This window comes from Aureimonas sp. N4 (genome assembly GCF_001463925.1).
GTDB classification, from domain to species: Bacteria; Pseudomonadota; Alphaproteobacteria; order Rhizobiales; family Rhizobiaceae; genus Aureimonas; species Aureimonas ureilytica_A.
In genome coordinates this window covers 1-17,871 of the sequence record NZ_BBWS01000046.1, presented here as the reverse complement: position 1 = coordinate 17,871, position 17,871 = coordinate 1, and the positions used below count along the sequence as shown (strand labels likewise).

The window sequence follows — 17,871 nt, the reverse complement described above, 5'->3', positions numbered from 1 at the left end:
GGGAGCTTTCGGGTCTTCTGGTTCTGCCCTATGCCGCGCAGATCGCCCTCATGTGGAGCCGCGCGGCCTGGCCGAAGCCATGGCCGGGCCGACGCGGCAGGCCCGGCCTTTTGTCAGCGCGAATGTTCGAGCGCGTCGGTGGCCTCGGCGGCGGGGCGCTTGACGGTTTCCGCCACGCGCCCGTGGCCGCTGATCTCGCGCCCGGCATCGGCCGCAAAGCGCAGGTTCCAGATCGTCGCCGCCAGCGAGATCACCACCACCACGGCGAAAGCCGCCGAGAAGTCGGAGAGTTCGGGCGTCTCGTGCTGGCGCAGGCCCATCGAGCCATGCAGCGCCAGCGCCGCCACGCAGATGCCGAGCGAGAGCATGAGCTGCTGGAAGGTCGTGTAGAAGCTCGTCGCCGAGCTCATCTGCGCAGGCGCGATCCGGTCATAGGCCACGGTGTTGTAGGCGGTGAACTGGAAGGACATGGAGAAGCCGCAGCAGACCAGCACGCCGAAGATCACCGGCAGCGGCCAATCCGGCCGGAAAAAGGCGCAGGTGCCGTAGAGCAGCGCCGCGACGATGCCATTGGCCGCCAGCGCCGTGCGAAAGCCGAAGCGGCGCAGGACCTTCGGCGCGACGGCCTTCATCATCAGCGAGCCGATGGCGGTCGCGATTGTGACGAGGCCGCTCGTCGCCGCCGACAGGCCGAAGCCGAGCTGCATCATCAAGGGCAGGAGGAAGGGATGCGCCCCTTGCGTGATGCGCGTCAGCGACCCTGCGATGACCGAGGTGCCGAAGGAGGGCACGCGCATCAGACGCGGATCGAGAAGCGGTGCGGGATGGGTCTTGGCATGGCGCAGATAGAGCACACCGGCAACGACGCCGACGGCGATCAGCGAGGCGGCCATCCAGCCCTCGTCGGCGCGGCTGGCGCTCTCGAAGCCGAACAGGAGCGAGCCCAGCGAAATGCCGGACAGGACCATGCCGAGCGCGTCGAACGGCCCGGTGCGCTCGCCCTTGGTCTCCTCGATGAAGAGACTGACGAGAACCATGCCGAGAAACCCGATCGGCAGGTTGATATAGAAGATCCAGCGCCAGTCGGCATAGGTGACGATGAGACCACCGACGGGCGGCCCGAGAATGGGGCCGATCAGGGCGGGCACGAGCAGCCAGGACATGGCCGAAACGAGATCGCGCCGCTCCACCGAGCGCAGGAGCACGAGCCGGCCGACCGGCATCATCATGGCCCCGCCGAGCCCTTGCAGCAGCCGAGCGAAGACGAGGAATGTCAGCGAGGGCGCCTGCGCGCACAGGACAGAGCCGAGCACGAAGACGCCGATGGCGGCGCGAAACACGGTGCGCGAGCCCCAGCGATCGGCCACCACGCCGCTGACGGGAATGAACACCGCAAGGCTGATGAGATAGGAGGTGAGCGCGATGCTCATGGAGGGCGCATCGACGCCGAAATCGCGCGCCATCGTAGGCAGAGCCGTCGCGAGGATCGTGGCGTCGAGCTGCTCCATAAACATGGCGCTGGCGACGATCAGGGCGATGGTGCGGAAATTGCGCCGGGCAGGCGCGGCGTCGAGACGCTCGACGCTGGATGAGGAAACCGACATGGGATCGAGACGAACGCTTCACGGGCGGCGATGAGCCGGGCCGCCAGACGGCGTGACACCTTCGAAGGAAATCGCAAGCCGGACATACGGCTTCGCACCGTCCCTGACCAGCCCCTTTTCGCTCACAATCCTCGCGGGCACGATTTTCGCCGCGAGCGAGGCGCCGGATTGCAGGCCCTCGTCCGTGCGTTCGCGCGGGGCACGCCTGACAGACGGAACACTCGTATCCCGCTCATGGAGCCGCTCGGCGCTCAGCCAACAGAGCACACGAAAAAGCCGCTGGGGATTTCACCCAACGGCTCCAGCGTCTCCCGGAGGGAGAACGGCCCTGCATTTCACCTCGCCAGTACATCCGTGGTCGGACGATCTACGGGGCCTGACAACGCATCGACCTTTCGGGACGCGCCGTTGATCCTGATATGGTTAAGACACCCCTCCCCTTCAAGGGGTGCCTCGAAACATCGGTGTCACGGCCGGCGGATCGTGTCGAGACTATCGCTCGCGGGGCCTTGCCCCACATCCGAGGGCTTCGGCGCGTTCGGCCTCTCGGCATGGTCCTGCTGGGTGTCCGGGCTGCCCGGATCGGCCTCGGGGTCGGTGAACTTGCCGACATTGACGAGATCATTGTCGAGCCCTTCGAACTCTTCGGCGATCGCCGCTTCCTCGCGCTTGTCGGCGTCTTCGCGCCTATCGTCACTCTTTCTCGTATCGGACATGATCGGCTCCTGACATTTCCTCGAAGGACCAAGAGGCGGGAGCGCCAAAGCGTTCCTTTCTGTTTTCGGCGTGCGTCTTCCCAAAGCTGACTTTGGCGGAAGAACGGGGCCGTTCGTGGCGGCCCCGCCCTCCCCCTCTCGCACCGCGTCAGACGCGAGACGCGGCGAGTTCCGACGTTTCGAGCGTCTCGCCCGCGTCCGAGATCGTGGTCACGCGGGGGCCGTCGGCGTCGATGATCTGTTGAAGACCGTTCATCACGGCGCAATAGGCGGGAACCTCAGCGCCTGCGAGATTGACGCGCTCCAGAAACTTCTGGGCTGCGGCGGCCGCGTCCTTGTTCAGCATGAGCTTTCCTATCCTCTGGATTCGACCAATTTGGGGAGGGGCACATCCTGCGATGTGCCCCAGGGTTCGCGCGTCGGGAGAACGCGCGCTTAGTTCGTCCAAGCCTCTGACGGATCGATCAGGCCATGGGCGCGAAGAACCGTGATGATCGCGTTGATGACGTTGTTCTTCGTGTCGTTGTTGGTCGACCCGGCGTTGATCTTGGGCACGTTGTTCTGACGCTGGCTCAAGACACGCTGGCCATTGACGCGAACGGCATCCTGCGAGGCGCCGCTGCCCTGCGTGAATAGCAGGAGCGGAACGCCATTGCCCGAAACACCGATCTGGATGCCGTCATTGACGCCCTGCACGGCGCGGGGATTGTTGTAACCGCCCCACTGGAGCCGCTGTCCATAGCCCATGAACAGGACCGCATCCGCCTCGAAGGCCGCTTCGTCCACCTTCAGGCCGTATTTGAAACGGTTGTTCACATAGGCGCCCGGCGCGTTGCGCAGCCGAATGCCGCCGATCAAACGATCCTGCAGGTCCGAACTCTGGATGCGGATGGCTTCACCATCCGTCGCAGCGGCCGTCTGGCCGACGATGGCACCGGCCTCGAAGTTCAGGCCGGTATAGAAGCCGTTGTCGCCGCCATTCACGGCCTTGCCGATCGACACGCCCGTCGACATGCGATTTCCAGCAGCGGACGTATCGGTCATGTTGATGCGAAGGGCCTGCGCACCTCCGTCCCAGCCGGGATCGACGCCTTGGTTGAGGCCGTTCAATTCCATGACGTGCCAAGGCGTGCGGGTCTGGTTGTAATTGTTCGTCTGGCCCCAATAGGCCCAGCCGCGCCCGCCGGTGCTATTGGTCGAGATTGTCACCCGCGAATGCATGCCGACGAGATCGTTGCTGCCGCCGTCATGATGGCCATAGGCCGAGACAACGGCCGTATAGCTGTCGCCGGATACCTTCCTCATCGCGAAATGAGCGCAGCCGGCATCCCAGATGCGGCCGCTCGCGGCATTCTGCGAGGCGCTGGAAACCTTCTCGACATAGATGATCGGATCCCACGTGTCGGACGGCGCCGACTGGGTGCCCATATAGACGCCCATACCACGAGCATTGTTATAGGTCGCCGCATTGGTCTGGTCGTACATCGACTTGACCTGCTGGACACCGAAGTCGCCAGGACCAAGGTAGACCGGGCGGTTCGGACCGCCCGCAGCGGAACGCGCGGACACCATCGCCGACTGATTTGCCGCCGAGCTGGCGCCCGATACGACTCCATGATCCTGCCCGTCCGTCATTCTCCAAGTCATGCTCTCATCTCCTTTTGAATGAACGTGTCGTCAGCTCAGATTCCGTCAGAACCTATCCAGACGACGTCGCGCGTCGAAGAACTCATTTTGAAACGACTGTCTTGGCATCGACGATGTTGCTCTATCCGTGGCCAAATCGCCTGGCTGGGAAAGCAACCTACGTCCGATGGTGGCGTCGTCGCCCGTGTACAGACAGCAAGTCCACGAGACTGATCATCGCCGGGGAGCGGGTCGACCGCTTCTTCGACAGAGGCTTCGTCATCCCCGCTTCCTTTCGCATCCCGCCATCCACACCAGGGACAATGCCATCAAAAAGCGAAATCGAAAAAGATTATTTTCCTATAATATTCTGAATAGGAACAAATGCTCATTCGCCATCGTATTATGGCCGCCGGCCTTGATGAGGAGGGACGTCTTTGCACCGGTTGCATAGGCAGACGTTGAGACGGACCGTCGCCACTCGCGGGATGCTCGGGACTCAACTATGCCCCGTCGTAAGGCGAGCGCCCTCCGGTGGGTGATCAAAGTCTGGGATGGAACAGCTAGCGCGGATCATCGGATGGGCTGCGGTTTGCCGGTTACCATTCGGTTCTGGAAAAGGGGGAGCGAGCGTGGGAGACGTCATGCGCAGGTAAGGCGAACCTTCGCTATGGCCGACCTGCGCCCCGGCAGCATGACAGGCATGGGAACGACATGAGCGACCACAAAAAGGGCGTATGGGTTCAGACCCGTTTGATCCCCTTTCCTTCGTCTATCAGCCCGGAGGCCCGCGCCAGTCTCGAGCGAGGGGTGAACGACGATGGGGTTCCGCTGAATGCGCTCCACACGATGCCGCCAACCAACGATCATGCCGCCTGGATGACGATCAAGGCGGCGGCGGATGGACACTATGCTGCGGCGGTGAAAGGGCTCGCCGGCACGCTGCGGGCAGACGTCCAGACGGTTCGAACCGGTGACGCCACTCTCCACGTGGCAACGCCCGAAACGCTGCTGAAGCCGGATTGCGCTTATGTGAATTTCCACGGCGGGGCACTGGTGTTTGGCGGCGGAGAGGCATGCCGCGCGCAGGCGCGGATGCAGGCAGATCAGCACGGGGCGCTTTGCTACGGTGTCGATTACAGGATGCCGCCCGAGCATCCGTACCCTGCCGCGGTGGACGACGCCATCGCGGCGTATCGCTATGTGCTGGAACGGCACGCAGCATCGCGCGTCATCGTCGGCGGCCGATCAGCGGGCGGCAACATAGCGGCGGCGATGCTTCTGCGCGCCAAGGATGAAGGCCTGCCTCTGCCCGCAGGGCTGATCCTTCTCTCCCCACAGGTCGATCTGACCGAGTCCGGCGACAGCTTCCAAGTCCATCAGATGGTCGATGTGGTGCTACCCGGATCGCTGATGCGCAACAACGAGCTGTATGCCGGCGGCGCCGATCTGTCCCACCCCTACCTCTCGCCCTTGTTCGGAAATCTTTCGGGTCTTCCGCCCACATTCCTCCAATCGGGCACGCGTGACCTTTTCCTGTCCAACGCGGTACGAATGCACCGGGCGTTGCGCCGGGCGAAGGTGGATGCCGAGTTGCATGTCTTCGAAGCTATGCCGCACGGTGGATTCCAGGGGAACACACCCGAGGACCAAGACTTGGCGGCGGAGGTATCGCGCTTTATCGACGCCCGCTGGAGGTGACGCGCCTTCTCGAAACTCTTCCATTCTCGAAAAAACGCGATGCGATCGCGAACCGCGGATCGCTGCGATCTTGTTCCAGATGCGGACCAACCGCCAAGCATCGAGACGGGTGAAAACACGTTTTTGGAAAATGCAGTCGGAGCACCATTCCTGCTGACTGCCTCAACCGCTTCAGAAAGAGTTGCCGACCCGCTCATAGGACCGGTTCTCCGCGCATCCGACCCTTTCTGAAAAAGACGATGGGAGTCGGTTCATGCAATGAACGCCCGCGCGTCGATCCGACGATCTTCGGTGCGACCTTTGTCACGATGGCGGCAGGAGACACAGGAGGCGCCCGTCTGTTCCATCGGTCAGGACCTGGATCGATCCGTCCGGAGCCACCCTCACGTCGCGCATGCGCTCGCCGAATTCCGCCAGAAGCAGCTCCTGCCCGGTGATCCCGCCGTCCTGCCGATGCACGAGGCGCACGGCCTTCTCGACCAGGGCCGGCACGAGAAGAGCACCGCGCCATTGGGGGAACAGCCTTCCCTCGTAGACGGCAAGTCCGGCGGGGGCGATCGAAGGCGTCCATTCCAGGAGTGGCGCCTCGAAGCCCGGCAGCGACGCGAAAGGGGTGACGCGCGCGAAACTGTAGTCGACACCGTCGGACGCAAGCGGCCAGCCATAGTTGCCTCCCGGAACCAGTCGGTTCACCTCGTCGCCGCCGCGCGGTCCGTGCTCGGTGATGAGAAGCGAGCCGTCCGTCGGGTCCAGCGCGATCCCTTGCACGTTGCGATGCCCCAGCGTGAGAACCTCCGGTGCGGTGCCGGGTCGGTGAACCAGCGGATTGTCTGGCGGGATCGATCCATCGCGGTTGAGCCGCACGATCTTGCCCAACGTGTTGGAGGGGTTCTGTGCGTCCTCTCGCCGGTCGAACCCGTCGCCCAGCGAAAGCACCAGCGTATCGTCAGGCAGGAAAGCGATGCGGCTTCCATGATTGAACGCGCCCGCCTTGGGCGTCGCCGTGAACAGGACGCGCATGTCCTGCAGGGTGCCGTCCCGCAAACGGGCGCTGACCAGTCTGACATTGTTGGCCTCGGCGTCGCCGTGCAGGAATGTCAGGAAGATCCGTCCCGTTTCGGGAAAGTCCGGGTCCACCGCCACGTCCATCAGCCCGCCCTGGCCCGCGGCGTAGATCGGTGGCAGGCCGCCCACCGGCGTCGGATCGAGCGTGCCGTCCGAGCCGACGACGCGCAGGCGCCCCACCGCTTCCGTTATGAGGCGGCGCCCGTCGGGCAGAAAGGCGAGCGACCAAGGCCGCTCCAGTCCTTCGATCTCGGTGACGACGCGGTAAAGGCTCGGATCGACGCGCGGCGGCTCGGCCCATGCGGGCCATATCGGACCGAAGATCAGAGCGGCGCAAACAAGCGCGAGCGGACCGCGAGAAAGGCGGGCTTCTGAGTTCACGTCAATGTTCGGGTTCATTCCTACCGCCTCGCCTCCATGTAGACGGCCAACATAGGCGCGGAACGGCTGGCGGCGCCGCGGCACAAGGAATGGTGAACGATGATCCGAATAGTCGGCCGTTTGGCGATCGCGTTGTTTCTGGCGGTGCTGGCGAGCGCGATCCCGGCGAGCATCGTCCAGACCCAGATCAACCTGTCGCGGCTGATCGACTTCGGGGCACCCGTATCACCTGGGATAGGGGCGCTCACGACGGCACAGGACATCGCCTTCTTCGGACCCGTGATGGCGGCCATCACGGCCGCCGCCTTCCTGCCGGCATTTCTTGCCGCTTGGCTGGTGTCCCGCGTCCTTCCGCCTGCAAGGGTCCCGATCCACATGCTGGCGGGGGCCGCATCCCTCTGGACGGCATTCGAGCTGATGGGCTTCTTCACGCCGATGCCCACCTTCGTCGCCGCAGTTCGTACGCTTGACGGCCTCTTGACGCTGTCATCGACAGGCCTGATCGGCGGAGCCATGTTCGCGTTCCTGACGAAGCGCCACGCCGAACATGCCGCTGCGCGAACCTGACACGAAGGCTGGGGAATGAGCCTATCCGAGCCTTGCCTGTCCCAAGTCTCGTCTTCTCTGCTTGCTGCCTGAGGGAATGGGAGCGCCGGGCTTTGGAAACAATGGCAGTCGGAAACCGCTGCCTCGTTCAGCATTCTGGTCGATGTCTGGCGGCCCCTGTATAGGGCCTGTGAACAGCGAACCCCGCTTCGGAGACCGGTTCGGTTGCGCCTCCTTCCTCCGCCCTGCAGCTCACCGAATGGTTGATGCGGCGCGTTACGCCTCGGTTTGGGATCGAGGTGTTCGCATGAAGCCGTCTGGTCGAGGGTCGATTGGGAACTCCCCCCGCCTCCGTCTCGTAGTCCCCTCATGACAGAGAGTGACGACGATGCGGCGAAGAGTGAGCGGAGCGATGGCGTGTTTTCGCCGATCCCGGTCCTGATGATGCTGGGTGGCGGATTTGCAACCTTCGCGATGGCGCTGGGTGCTTATCGCCTGCTGCAGGCTTACGGCGGTTTTTGACTTATGCGCGCACGGCTCACTTCCGGCGGCAGCTTCGGCCTCGGCACCGCATGGGGAAAGGACCGCGCGATGTGTCTTCCATCGGAACAAACGAAAACACCCCTGCCGGGGGAGGACCGGCAAAGGCGTTGGAGAGAAGCCGAAGGGTGGGAGGAACCGTTCGGCCAGTCCGCTTCAGGTGGGGGAGGACCAGCTGAAGCGAAAGGGGGAAACTCTTAGCGGACCGCCTGACGGGCGATGGCCGGGATGTCGGAGCGTGCGATGCCAAGGTCGGCGAGTTCGCGCTGCGAGAGACGGTTCAGCTCGGCGGCCGTGTTGCGATACTGGCGCCAGGTGCTGAAGGAGCGAGCGAGGGACATGGGTAGCTTCCTTTCGTGCCCGGCCTCTCATCGGTGGTGGCCGGCATGTGCGTGTTCTTCCGATGCGCAGAACCTACGCCTCCCGCTGATCGGGCAGTAGCGCAAAGCTCGAAAGGGAGGGTTGCGCTTTCTCGCTATCGAACTGGTGCGATGTTGATATGCAGATTTCGCATAGCGAACGCAGGCCGTTCCGAAACAACGGCGAACATCGCGCGACCCGTCATCAGGCCGGCCGCCTCAGCCGGGCGTGCATAGCCCTGCCGACGAACGCGCTCTCGAAGGGGCGCTTCCCTTCGTTCGAAGGATCCTGACGCTGCCTCGCATGTCGGAGTTGCGATGTCGGGCTGATCGCAGCGCTGGCGATCCTCCCGTCAGCGCGCCTTGATGCGGCGCGGAGGCTTGGCGGACAGAGCCAAGGCCCGGCGGGCCGCTTCGCCCGCCAGCCGGTCCACTTCCTCGTTTCCGGCATGTCCGTCGTGGCCCTTGATCCAGACCCAGGCGATGTCGCGACCTGTGGTCAACAGATCGAGTTCCTTCCAGAGATCGCGGTTTCGGACCTTGGCTCCGGCGGCGTTCTTCCAGCCGTGGGATTTCCAGGGGCGCAGCCATTCGGTCATGCCCCGCACCAGATACTGACTGTCGGTGAAGAGAGTGGCACCTCCCGAAGGAAGCGCCTTGAGCGCCTCGATGGCCGCCGTCAGTTCCATGCGGTTGTTGGTGGAATGGGCCACGCCGCCCGTCAGGACGATCGGGTCCCGTTCCGCCTCCCCGCCCGCGAAGCGGATCACGGCCGCCCAACCTCCCGGGCCGGGATTGCCCGCGCAGGACCCATCGGTGTGAATCACCGCGCGCGGCGCATCGGAGGGGGCGATATGGGTCAGCGCGGTTTCCTTCCTGCCAACGGCCTGTTCGCCGAAGCGCCTCCGATAGGCAGCCTCATGGGGCTCGATCGGAGGGCGCTTCGCCTTCATGGCGTCGCCGCCCTGGCACGGTCAAGCAGGAACGGCTCTCACTTGGATCATGTCCCGTGAAAGCCGAGGGCGATTCTGGGCGGAGCCTGTCATCAGGCTGTATTGGTCGGAGCCTATGAGGACCCTGCGGCATCCGCCTTGAGGGTGTCGGGCAGCGCGCTCGGCATCCTCCCCATCCTCCTGTTCGCACCCACTTGCCTGTTTGCAAGGTTTCGCTGTCGAACCATCGCGCGAGGATGCTTGCCTGAGGGGCCCGATTTCGCGTGAACATGCCCGCACCAGATAAAACGGGCGTTTTCCAAGAATGACCAAGCCGTATAGGGCGGGCGGCCAAGTCCTCAAGCTCGAAACATGGCCCGGCGATGGTTCAAGATCACAGCCCGACCCATCTGTATTGATCAAGGCCATCGATCAGCCTGCCTTCCAAATAAAAGGTCAAGAAAGGTTCAATGGAGCCTGTAACCAAAAAATCAGAATTTCAATCTACTTCAAGGACGCATCAACGAGGATGCCAGACATGCTGTCACGCCGCACCGCCATCTGCGCCCTTGCCGCAATGGCATGGACATGCTTGGCCACCGCTCCGTCCCTGGGCGTCGTCGCCCCGGCCCATGCCGAAGACGACACCATCCTGAAGGTCTCCGCCAACGGGAAGACCACCGAGTTCAGTCTCGCGGCGTTGGATGCCATGCCTCAGACGAGCATTCGAACCGGCCTCCCTTGGTATGATGGCGTGCGCGAATTCTCGGGCGTGCCGTTGAAGGACATCCTGAGCGCGGTGGGGGCCACGGGCACCACCCTGCAAATGACGGCGCTCAACGACTATCTCGTGAGCGCACCGATTCAGGAAATGATCGACGCCGGCGCGGTTCTGGCGACGCGCCATGAGGGCCAGCCCATGCCGATCAGCGACAAGGGGCCGATCTTCGTCCTGTTTCCGTTCGATGACCGCCCCGAGCTGAAGCATCAGGCCTACTACAGCCGTGCCGTCTGGCAGCTCGATCGTATCGAAGTCGATCCATGAGCGTGCGGGCTCAATCCCATCTTCCGCTGCGCCATCGCCATGTCCGCATCGGGCTGACGATGATCACGGGCGCGCTCGCGCTCGTGGCCGTCGTCTGCTCGGCCCTGGCCATGCGATACCAGGAGCGGATCGTGGAGGCGTCCCGTTACAACGGGACGTTCGATTTCAGCCAAGGCGCCGTCGAGCTTTTGCGGCTGCAACTGGCGCTGGAGCGCCGCCCCCAGCCGAACCAGATCAGCGAGATCAACCTGCGCTACGGCATCTTCAACAACCGGCTGAAGGTTCTGAAAAGCAACCCCATCCTTAAGGAAGCCGGCTATTTGCCGATGGTCGAAAATCTGGAGAGCCAGATTCGCGAAATCGGCGAGACCTTGGCGGGGTCGCGCGACATCGCCGTCCTCGCGCAGCAAGGCCAGCGCCTGACGCCCATCGTCCCGTCGCTCATGCGACTGGTCTCCGTGTCCCATGCCAGAACCGGCGATGTCATCCTGCAGAACCAGCAGGAACTGAAGCTGATCTCCGCCATCCTGTACTCGATCATCCTGGCGCTCGTGGCCTTCGGTGCCATCCTGATCACCCTCGTCTTCCGGCAGAACGGAAAGCTCGACGAGGCCGTGCGCACCGATGCGCTGACGGGTCTTTCCAACCGCCTCGATTTCAAGTCGGTCATCACTTCGCCCGCGATCCGCGGCCAGGCTCATTCGGTGATTGTCATCGACGTGGATCACTTCAAGGCGCTGAACGACACGCTCGGCCATGATGCGGGCGACTTGTTCCTCAGCGATCTGTCGCGCCGCCTGCAGCGGGCCGCGCCGGACGGGCGCCTCGTCGCGCGCATGGGCGGGGACGAATTCGCCATTCTCTACAGCGGCCCGGACGCGGACCGCCGCAGTACGGCGGCCTGCGAACGCATTCTCTCGATCATGCGCATCCCCTTCCTGATCGACGGGCGCGAAATCCATTCCAGCGTCACGATGGGTCTCAGCCATTCGGGCGGCGAGGGTGAGACGAGCGACGAGCTCTACAAGAATGCCGACATCGCCCTCTACATTTCCAAGACGGAGGGGCGAGGCCGGTTCCGCGCGTTCCGTCCCGACATGAAGCACGCCTTGATGCGCCGCCAGAAGCTGCAAGCCGACCTCGGCGAGGCGATCGCGCGCGACGAGTTCTTTCTCCTGTTCCAGCCCATCGTCGATCTTGCGACGGGGCGCACGCGCGGCTTCGAGGCCCTGCTTCGCTGGCAGCACCCCGAGCTCGGCCTCATCCCGCCGCTGGAATTCATCTCGATCGCGGAGGAATCCGGCCAGATCGGCGCGATCGGGCGCTGGGTGGTGGAGGCGGCCTGTCGGCAGGCGGCGCGCTGGCCCGAATCGATCTTCGTGGCCGTCAACGTCTCGGCCAAGCAGCTGACGGACCCGCGCCTGGCCGAGGACATCTCCTCCTGCATCCGCTCGCACGGGATCACCGCCCAGCGGCTGGAAATCGAGATCACCGAAACGGCGCTGATCGAGAATGACGAGACCGCCGTGCGCACGCTCCACACCCTCCGGGAGAACGGTTGCCGCATTTCGCTCGACGATTTCGGCACCGGATACGCTTCGCTGAGCTATCTCTGCCGTTTTCCCTTCGACAAGCTGAAGATCGACCGCTCCTTCGTGCGCAACGCCGTGCAGAACACCGAAAGCATCACGGTGATTCACATGGTCTGCGCGCTGGCCGAAAAGCTGGGCCTGAACATCGTGGCCGAGGGAATCGAAATGGAGGACCAGCGCCGGCTTCTTCAGGCCGCCTCCTGCCAGTATGGCCAGGGCTACCTCTTCGCGCGCCCCTTGTCGGCCAATGACAGCGAACAAAGGCTGGGATCGGAACACGTGTTCGCACTGCCGCTCAGCGCCTGATCGCCTCGATGACGAGGCACGGAAAGCGCCGTGCGAGTGCCCAGCACAAACCTTGCTGGGTCGGCTCGCCGGGTCTTCTCGCCGGCCAACGGGCGAGCCACGGCCCGCCGTGTCCGCCCGCGCCGTGAGGCGCCAGCACCCACGGCGCTGCAAGACGTCGAAGCGAGATCGCTTCCCTTCGGCGTGTTGACCAGCAGGTTCTCGTGGCCTCTTGCGCGCTTCGTCCCGTTTCCGCCATGTTCGGGCGGAATCGAGATCACGGAAGCCTCTCGCCTTTGTGATAGGCTCCGCACGATCCGATCCGTCCTGGCGCGAAGCCTCCCGCGCCCTTGCCTTGTGAGACCCCATGCGTCTTCGCCCCTACGCCCCCGCCCTCGCCCCACTTCTTCTGGCTGCCTGCGCGCTGCTTGTGCCCGGCACGGCCGAAGCTCATATCCTTCAGGGACAGGCGGGCGGTTTCGGTAGCGGCTTCGAGCATCCGCTGACCGGCGCGGACCATTTCCTCGCCATGTTCGCGGTCGGCCTTTGGGGCGCGCAGATGGGGGGGCGCTCAGTCTGGACGCTGCCCGTAACCTTCCCGCTCATCATGGTGCTGGGTGGCATGGTCGGCATTGCGGGCATCGCGCTGCCGGGCATCGAAATCGGCATCGCGCTGTCGCTGGTGGCGCTGGGCTTGGCCGTCGCCTGCTCGTGGAAGCCGGCGGAATGGGTGGCGCTGGCGCTGATCTCGGTCTTTGCCGTGTGCCATGGCTATGCGCATGGCGCCGAACTGCCCAATGCCGCCGATCCCGCCGATTATGCGATCGGCTTCGTACTCGCGACGGGCATGATCCATCTCTTGGGCATCGGAGCCGGCCTTGCTCTGGAGCGCCCGTTTCACGGCCGTGTCGCCCGCGCGCTCGGGATCATGATCACGCTGGGCGGCGGCTATTTCCTTGCCGCCTGAGGGCACGGGAAAACCTAGTGCTCGATTTCGCCGGGCTCTGCGCTGGGCGGGTCCGGGGCTGATCGCCGCCGGCGGCTTGGCCGTGGCGCTTCTGCTTCTGGGCAGAGCCGGATTGGGCGATAGCTTGACGCGCTGGATGCTGGTGTCCGTTCTGTCCTTCGAGCGGATTCTGCCGCTGGTCGGACTGGGGGCGGCGCTGGCGCTGGCGCCGCGCCCGTCCTTTGCCCTGTCGCTCGCCGCGTTCTGTGCCGGCTCCGCCATCGGCTGGAATGCGCAAAGCCTCTACCTCTCGCTGGTGGCGCGCGTTCCTCATGCCTCGGAGCACCTGTTCCTGACCGGGCCGCTGGCGACGCTGGCGGCCGGGCTCCTTCTGCTTGCGCCGCGCCGGCTTCGGGCGGTTCTGGCACCGCCCCTCGCCGCCCTCGCCGGGCTGCTTCATATGGTGGCCATGCGCTTGACCGACCCGACCCTGCATGATCCGCGCATTGCGTGGCTCGGCTTTGCCGCCGCGCTCTGGCCGCTTCTAGCCGTCGCCCTGACGGTCCGCGCCTTTCCGCCGCGCTGGACGCCGATCGGCGCGCCCATTCTGGGAAGCTGGCTTCTGGCGATCGGCCTTCTGCATGGAGCGGCCTCGCTCGTGCCGCGCCGGACAGAGGCTCCCCTGTTGCTGCCTCCGATGCCCGCGCAGCCCTCCGTGCCGCGCGCCAACCCCTTTGCAGGGGCGGCGGGCGACGAGTTGTTTCCGTCCTCTGCCCCGATGTCCCGCCCCTTCGGCGCGGGGTCGGCGCCATGAGGCGGCGCGCGGTCTGGCCGCTGGCGGCGCTTCTGGCTCTCGCATCCGCACCGGCGCTCGCCCATCCCGATATCCTGATGGAGTGCCATCTGCTCTTCAATTTCGAAGGCGGCGAGATCACCGGCATCGGCGAAAGCTGGACCTTCGACGAAACCTTCAGCGCTCAGCTTCTGGCCGACTACGACGAGGATCACGACGGCAGCTTCAACGAGGCCGAGAGCACGGCGATCGGCAACGAGACCTTCGCGCGGCTGGGCGAAATCCATTACTTCACCTTCCTGACCCTCGACGGCGCGCCGCTACCCGTTCCCGAGCCCTTCGGCTTCAAGGCCGCCGCGCAGGGCGGCATCGTCACCTTTTCCTTCGGCCTGCGTCTTGCCGCGCCCGTGGCGCCGCAGAGCCACAAGCTCGCGCTCCAGATCAAGGACCCGGACTATGCGGTGGGCGCGAGCCTGGCGGCCCATGAGGCCGTGGTCCTCAAAGGCATCGAGCCCGGCGCGTGCCGCGCGGTGATCACGACGAAACCGGAGGACGCCTATTTCGACGGGCTGGTGATTCCGAAGGAGACGAGCATCGTTTGCCCCTGACGGCTTCGGTGGTGAGCGTCAGCCGAGCGTGCGCGCGTCTGCGCTCCCGGACGGCGGCAGGCCCGCCTTCAGCGCCAGGAGCTGGCGCAGGCGAAAGCGATCGCCCTCGCTCCATTGCGCCAGTTGCCCCTCGATATGGCGGCGCACGCGGGCGGGATCGTCGCCGAACAGGCCGACGCCCTCCACCGCCAGTTCGACATAGCGCCGTTCCAGATCGCCGGAGTCGTTCAAATCTGAAAGGCCCGTCAACATCTTGATGCTTCTGCGAGCCCGCTGGTCACTGGCACCATGGATCTAACGCAATGAACGGGACGAGATCATGTCCGTTTCCTCTTCCGGCAAGCCGACGCGTCAAGGCAGCAACAGCCTGCGCACGGTGATCGCCACCACAGCCGACCATATGCGGGATGTGACCATTCTGAGAAGCATCTGCTTCGTCCATGAGCTGGGCATCCCCCCGAAATTCATCTTCGACGGCAACGATCATCAGGCGACCCATTTCGTGTTTTACGATGGCGACGAGCCGATCGGCGCGTTGCGCATCCGCTGGTTCGCGGGCTTTGCCAAATACGAGCGGACCTGCTTCCGCGAAAAGGCGCGCAATCCCTTCATCATCAAGCGCTGCATCCAGGACACGTTCGAGCATGTCGCCCGCAAAGGCTACACGCAGGTGACGACCCAGTCCGAACCGCGCCTCACCAAGCTCTGGACCAAGCTGTTCGGCTTTCAGATCCTGGACGAAGAGCCCGCCTATATCTTGGGTCACGACGAACCTTATCTGACGGTGGTTGGAACGCTGACACCCCATGCCGAGCCGATCAACCTGACATCGCCGAGCCAGGTTCTCCTGCGCGTCGAAGGCGAATGGGACCGACCGAGCGACTTCGAATGAGCGCCCTACCCCGCAACGACGCCTTGAGCGTGTTCGACGCCGACATTTCCATCGCGCAGGCGCAGGTGGAGATCGTCAACCGCCTTCGCATCCACACGGAAATGGTGGCACGGCTGCTGGCCGATCCCAGCGCCCTGCCGCCCGATTTCAGCACGTTTCTGGAAGATATCGGCAATGCCTATCTCGACATCGCCGACGAGGTAAACCGCCGCACGCTCGGCCTCCAGGGCGCCTATCGCTCTAGCTTCGGTTCAAATTGAAGAAGGCGCGAAAATCGTTCTCGGGGGCCGAGTGCGTGGGCTTGAGCAGGAGATCGGCGGCAAACATCGGATTGTCCGCGAAAATCTCCACCAGCCAGTCGAACACGGCCCGCACCGGCTTGGCGCGCAGGCGATCCGTCAGCGCGACGAGATGGAGCGGGATCGGAACATGGACGTTCAGTTCGACCGGCACGAAATCCGGGTCGATCAGAACGTAGTTCCCGAGCAGCGCCACACCGGCCCCGCTCTTGGCGAAGGAGTAATAGGCGAGCGAATTGGCCGCGCTATGGGCCGGCAGACCGCTCGCCACGAGGTCGCGCCAGCGATCCCAGATCTCGCCCGTCGCGGTGTAGTAGCTGCATTGCAGAAAGCGGTGCTGCCCCAAGCGCCCCAGCATCGGCACGCCCTGCGTCTCGATGTAGCGACGATGCGCCACGGGGATGAGATGGAGCGTCCCGATTTGCTGCGAGGTCACATCGGCGCGTTGAAGCGGCGCCATGGACAGCATGATCTCGGCTTGGTTCTTGCCGAAATCCACAAAGGACATCTGATCCTTCAGATCGACCGCGATATGAGGAAAGCGCGCGTTGAGGCGCTGCACCGCCGGCGCGACGAAGGCCACCGATAGACCCGATGTGACGCTGATCGCCACCGTGCCGGCGACATCGGCCCGGTCCCGCCTCAGGTTCGAAGACAAGGTGTGGAGCTGGAAGTCGAGGTCGGCCAGTTGCAGCGCGAGGGCCCGCCCGGCCTCGGTCAGCGTGATGCCGGAGTGGCTGGAGACCACGAGCTGCGTGCTGAGTTGCTCTTCCAACCGCTTCACCTCGCGGCTGACGGTCGGCCCGCTCGTATGGAGCATTGCCGCCGCTTCCGCGAAGGAGCGGCTCTTGGCCACCGCCAGAAAGGTTCGGAGCTCCTTCCAGATCGGACGCGACAGGAGACCGGCCACATCGAGCGGCGAGCGATCGACCACGGAACTGGTATGGTCGAACGGAAGAGCGTCCGTCTTGGTCAAGATGTCATCCGCCTCCCGAACGGGGCGGGCTGCGCCCGCAAGCCATAACCTGAGATTTGGCTAAGGGAGCGCGAGGTCTCTTGTCAATGCAATACGGATGCAACCATTCGGCGGCGATCGCCGCTGGCTAGAGCGCGATCCACACCTCTGGATGTTGGAACATGACAGCCGCCGGAAGAACTTGGAACGGAGGCGGAATAAAGGGCACGCCAATCCACAACCTAGAGAAACATCATATCCGAGACGGCACACGGACGGCGCGACATTCGGTCACGCAAGGGTGCTTGTACCAACGGTGATGCTGGAGGAACGCGCCCCAGGCCTGAGCACCCAAGGCGAACGTCTTACGTTCGGACCATCAGAGCCCGGCCTTGGCGATGGCGTCGCGCACGATCTGGCGCAGCGTGTCGATCGGCTTGAGGCTGGCCCCATCCACGACATGCCAGAAGGTCCAGCCGTTGCAGGCGTCGAGCCCCTGCACCCGCGCCCCGATCTTGTGGATCGACGCCGGCTCCGCGCCTTCCGCCCGGATCGTCCCGTCCGCCTGCACATAGGCCCGGTGCCGTCCCCGCGCGCAGCTCAGCATCGTGCCGGGTTGGACAAGGCCCATGTCGAGCAGCGTCGCGAAGGGCACGCGCGGCTCGGCCCGCTTGCCGCCATTGGTCGCCAGCGCGTCCGCCGACAGAGGCTCGACCTCCAGAATGCGCTCGGCCGCCGCCTCGATATAGCTGTCCTCGCGCTCGATGCCGACGAAATGCCGCCCTAGGCGCTTGGCCACCGCCCCGGTCGTGCCCGTGCCGAAGAACGGATCGAGGATCGTGTCGCCCGGCTTGGTGGACGACAGGATCACGCGCGCCAGAAGCGCCTCGGGCTTCTGGGTCGGGTGCACCTTGCCGCCCTCTTCGTCGCGCAGGCGCTCCGCGCCCGAGCAGATCGGAAACAGCCAGTCCGAGCGCATCTGCGTG

The 17,871-nt window shown here is 64.5% G+C and carries 20 protein-coding genes; 10 read left to right on the top strand and 10 right to left on the bottom strand.

Going from position 1 to position 17,871, the window contains the following annotated elements:
• Positions 1 to 113: 113 nt before the first annotated feature.
• From AUL28_RS14365 to AUL28_RS14350, 4 genes are all read right to left on the bottom strand, one after another.
• Positions 114 to 1,604, bottom strand: coding sequence for an MDR family MFS transporter (locus AUL28_RS14365; protein ID WP_062233832.1), 1,491 nt, complete (start codon positions 1,602 to 1,604; stop codon positions 114 to 116).
• A gap of 467 nt (positions 1,605 to 2,071) precedes the next feature.
• Entirely contained in the window at positions 2,072 to 2,320 is a 249-nt protein-coding gene (locus AUL28_RS14360) for a hypothetical protein (protein WP_062233828.1), read from the bottom strand.
• 148 nt (positions 2,321 to 2,468) lie between these two features.
• On the bottom strand, positions 2,469 to 2,666 hold the full coding sequence (locus AUL28_RS14355; RefSeq protein ID WP_058636356.1) for a hypothetical protein: 198 nt from the start codon (positions 2,664 to 2,666) through the stop codon (positions 2,469 to 2,471).
• 89 nt (positions 2,667 to 2,755) lie between these two features.
• Complete coding sequence (locus tag AUL28_RS14350; RefSeq protein ID WP_156420023.1) at positions 2,756 to 3,967, bottom strand: hypothetical protein; 1,212 nt, start codon at positions 3,965 to 3,967, stop codon at positions 2,756 to 2,758.
• A 693-nt stretch (positions 3,968 to 4,660) separates the two neighbouring features.
• Here AUL28_RS14350 and AUL28_RS14345 point away from each other — a divergent pair.
• The gene (locus tag AUL28_RS14345) at positions 4,661 to 5,647 is read left to right on the top strand and encodes an alpha/beta hydrolase (RefSeq protein ID WP_062233823.1); all 987 of its coding nucleotides are present in this window, start codon (positions 4,661 to 4,663) and stop codon (positions 5,645 to 5,647) included.
• Positions 5,648 to 5,950: 303 nt separating this feature from the next.
• On the opposite strand, the gene AUL28_RS14340 is transcribed toward AUL28_RS14345, so the two are convergent.
• Positions 5,951 to 7,111 carry a PQQ-dependent sugar dehydrogenase gene (locus AUL28_RS14340; protein WP_062233820.1) on the bottom strand — a complete coding sequence of 387 codons (1,161 nt, stop codon included), beginning with the start codon at positions 7,109 to 7,111 and terminating at the stop codon, positions 5,951 to 5,953.
• A gap of 81 nt (positions 7,112 to 7,192) precedes the next feature.
• On the opposite strand from AUL28_RS14340, the gene AUL28_RS14335 reads away from it, so the two are divergent.
• Together AUL28_RS14335 and AUL28_RS22720 are read left to right on the top strand one after the other, a co-directional pair.
• Positions 7,193 to 7,660, top strand: a complete 468-nt coding sequence (locus AUL28_RS14335; RefSeq protein WP_062233817.1) for a hypothetical protein — start codon at positions 7,193 to 7,195, stop codon at positions 7,658 to 7,660.
• A gap of 348 nt (positions 7,661 to 8,008) precedes the next feature.
• Entirely contained in the window at positions 8,009 to 8,161 is a 153-nt protein-coding gene (locus AUL28_RS22720; protein WP_156420022.1) for a hypothetical protein, read from the top strand.
• Between the two features lie 215 nt (positions 8,162 to 8,376).
• On the opposite strand, the gene AUL28_RS22155 is transcribed toward AUL28_RS22720, so the two are convergent.
• Together AUL28_RS22155 and rnhA are read right to left on the bottom strand one after the other, a co-directional pair.
• The gene (locus tag AUL28_RS22155) at positions 8,377 to 8,520 is read right to left on the bottom strand and encodes a DUF1127 domain-containing protein (RefSeq protein WP_082640477.1); all 144 of its coding nucleotides are present in this window, start codon (positions 8,518 to 8,520) and stop codon (positions 8,377 to 8,379) included.
• A gap of 371 nt (positions 8,521 to 8,891) precedes the next feature.
• Complete coding sequence (gene rnhA, locus AUL28_RS14330; protein ID WP_082640476.1) at positions 8,892 to 9,491, bottom strand: ribonuclease HI; 600 nt, start codon at positions 9,489 to 9,491, stop codon at positions 8,892 to 8,894.
• A 304-nt stretch (positions 9,492 to 9,795) separates the two neighbouring features.
• On the opposite strand from rnhA, the gene AUL28_RS14325 reads away from it, so the two are divergent.
• The 5 genes from AUL28_RS14325 (at position 9,796) to AUL28_RS14305 (ending at position 14,739) form a co-directional block, all read left to right on the top strand.
• Positions 9,796 to 10,515, top strand: coding sequence for a molybdopterin-dependent oxidoreductase (locus AUL28_RS14325; RefSeq protein ID WP_156420021.1), 720 nt, complete (start codon positions 9,796 to 9,798; stop codon positions 10,513 to 10,515).
• Positions 10,512 to 12,413 (top strand): putative bifunctional diguanylate cyclase/phosphodiesterase, encoded by a 1,902-nt coding sequence (locus AUL28_RS14320; protein WP_062233811.1) that lies wholly within the window; start codon positions 10,512 to 10,514, stop codon positions 12,411 to 12,413. The genes AUL28_RS14325 and AUL28_RS14320 overlap by 4 nt, the downstream gene beginning before the upstream one ends.
• Positions 12,414 to 12,759: 346 nt before the next feature.
• Positions 12,760 to 13,359, top strand: a complete 600-nt coding sequence (locus tag AUL28_RS14315; protein ID WP_062233809.1) for a HupE/UreJ family protein — start codon at positions 12,760 to 12,762, stop codon at positions 13,357 to 13,359.
• Between the two features lie 112 nt (positions 13,360 to 13,471).
• Positions 13,472 to 14,152: a hypothetical protein gene (locus tag AUL28_RS14310; protein WP_153003746.1), complete on the top strand. Its 681-nt coding sequence runs from the start codon at positions 13,472 to 13,474 to the stop codon at positions 14,150 to 14,152.
• The gene (locus tag AUL28_RS14305) at positions 14,149 to 14,739 is read left to right on the top strand and encodes a DUF1007 family protein (RefSeq protein WP_062233803.1); all 591 of its coding nucleotides are present in this window, start codon (positions 14,149 to 14,151) and stop codon (positions 14,737 to 14,739) included. Before AUL28_RS14310 ends, AUL28_RS14305 begins: the two co-directional genes overlap by 4 nt.
• An 18-nt stretch (positions 14,740 to 14,757) precedes the next feature.
• On the opposite strand, the gene AUL28_RS14300 is transcribed toward AUL28_RS14305, so the two are convergent.
• On the bottom strand, positions 14,758 to 14,991 hold the full coding sequence (locus AUL28_RS14300; RefSeq protein WP_062233800.1) for a hypothetical protein: 234 nt from the start codon (positions 14,989 to 14,991) through the stop codon (positions 14,758 to 14,760).
• 67 nt (positions 14,992 to 15,058) lie between these two features.
• On the opposite strand from AUL28_RS14300, the gene AUL28_RS14295 reads away from it, so the two are divergent.
• Positions 15,059 to 15,631 (top strand): hypothetical protein, encoded by a 573-nt coding sequence (locus tag AUL28_RS14295; protein ID WP_244493532.1) that lies wholly within the window; start codon positions 15,059 to 15,061, stop codon positions 15,629 to 15,631.
• Positions 15,628 to 15,891: a hypothetical protein gene (locus AUL28_RS14290; protein WP_058636148.1), complete on the top strand. Its 264-nt coding sequence runs from the start codon at positions 15,628 to 15,630 to the stop codon at positions 15,889 to 15,891. Before AUL28_RS14295 ends, AUL28_RS14290 begins: the two co-directional genes overlap by 4 nt.
• Here AUL28_RS14290 and AUL28_RS14285 read toward each other — a convergent pair.
• Positions 15,872 to 16,906 carry a LysR family transcriptional regulator gene (locus AUL28_RS14285; RefSeq protein WP_062233796.1) on the bottom strand — a complete coding sequence of 345 codons (1,035 nt, stop codon included), beginning with the start codon at positions 16,904 to 16,906 and terminating at the stop codon, positions 15,872 to 15,874. The two genes, AUL28_RS14290 and AUL28_RS14285, sit on opposite strands and share 20 nt — an antisense overlap.
• 358 nt (positions 16,907 to 17,264) lie before the next feature.
• A partial coding sequence (locus tag AUL28_RS14280; RefSeq protein ID WP_280137279.1) for a site-specific DNA-methyltransferase occupies positions 17,265 to 17,871 on the bottom strand: 607 nt, incomplete at its 5' end.

Excerpts from the sequence above, each read along its gene's own strand:
- AUL28_RS14365 (WP_062233832.1), bottom strand. The coding sequence starts at position 1,604 with ATGTCGGTTTCCTCATCCAGCGTCGAGCGTCTCGACGCCGCGCCTGCC.
- AUL28_RS14360 (WP_062233828.1), bottom strand. The coding sequence starts at position 2,320 with ATGTCCGATACGAGAAAGAGTGACGATAGGCGCGAAGACGCCGACAAG.
- AUL28_RS14320 (WP_062233811.1), top strand. The coding sequence starts at position 10,512 with ATGAGCGTGCGGGCTCAATCCCATCTTCCGCTGCGCCATCGCCATGTC.
- AUL28_RS22720 (WP_156420022.1), top strand. The coding sequence starts at position 8,009 with ATGACAGAGAGTGACGACGATGCGGCGAAGAGTGAGCGGAGCGATGGC.
- AUL28_RS14290 (WP_058636148.1), top strand. The coding sequence starts at position 15,628 with ATGAGCGCCCTACCCCGCAACGACGCCTTGAGCGTGTTCGACGCCGAC.
- AUL28_RS14350 (WP_156420023.1), bottom strand. The coding sequence starts at position 3,967 with ATGACTTGGAGAATGACGGACGGGCAGGATCATGGAGTCGTATCGGGC.
- AUL28_RS14315 (WP_062233809.1), top strand. The coding sequence starts at position 12,760 with ATGCGTCTTCGCCCCTACGCCCCCGCCCTCGCCCCACTTCTTCTGGCT.
- AUL28_RS14325 (WP_156420021.1), top strand. The coding sequence starts at position 9,796 with ATGACCAAGCCGTATAGGGCGGGCGGCCAAGTCCTCAAGCTCGAAACA.
- AUL28_RS14335 (WP_062233817.1), top strand. The coding sequence starts at position 7,193 with ATGATCCGAATAGTCGGCCGTTTGGCGATCGCGTTGTTTCTGGCGGTG.
- AUL28_RS14345 (WP_062233823.1), top strand. The coding sequence starts at position 4,661 with ATGAGCGACCACAAAAAGGGCGTATGGGTTCAGACCCGTTTGATCCCC.
- AUL28_RS14295 (WP_244493532.1), top strand. The coding sequence starts at position 15,059 with ATGTCCGTTTCCTCTTCCGGCAAGCCGACGCGTCAAGGCAGCAACAGC.
- AUL28_RS22155 (WP_082640477.1), bottom strand. The coding sequence starts at position 8,520 with ATGTCCCTCGCTCGCTCCTTCAGCACCTGGCGCCAGTATCGCAACACG.
- rnhA (WP_082640476.1), bottom strand. The coding sequence starts at position 9,491 with ATGAAGGCGAAGCGCCCTCCGATCGAGCCCCATGAGGCTGCCTATCGG.
- AUL28_RS14340 (WP_062233820.1), bottom strand. The coding sequence starts at position 7,111 with ATGAACCCGAACATTGACGTGAACTCAGAAGCCCGCCTTTCTCGCGGT.
- AUL28_RS14355 (WP_058636356.1), bottom strand. The coding sequence starts at position 2,666 with ATGCTGAACAAGGACGCGGCCGCCGCAGCCCAGAAGTTTCTGGAGCGC.
- AUL28_RS14300 (WP_062233800.1), bottom strand. The coding sequence starts at position 14,991 with ATGTTGACGGGCCTTTCAGATTTGAACGACTCCGGCGATCTGGAACGG.
- AUL28_RS14305 (WP_062233803.1), top strand. The coding sequence starts at position 14,149 with ATGAGGCGGCGCGCGGTCTGGCCGCTGGCGGCGCTTCTGGCTCTCGCA.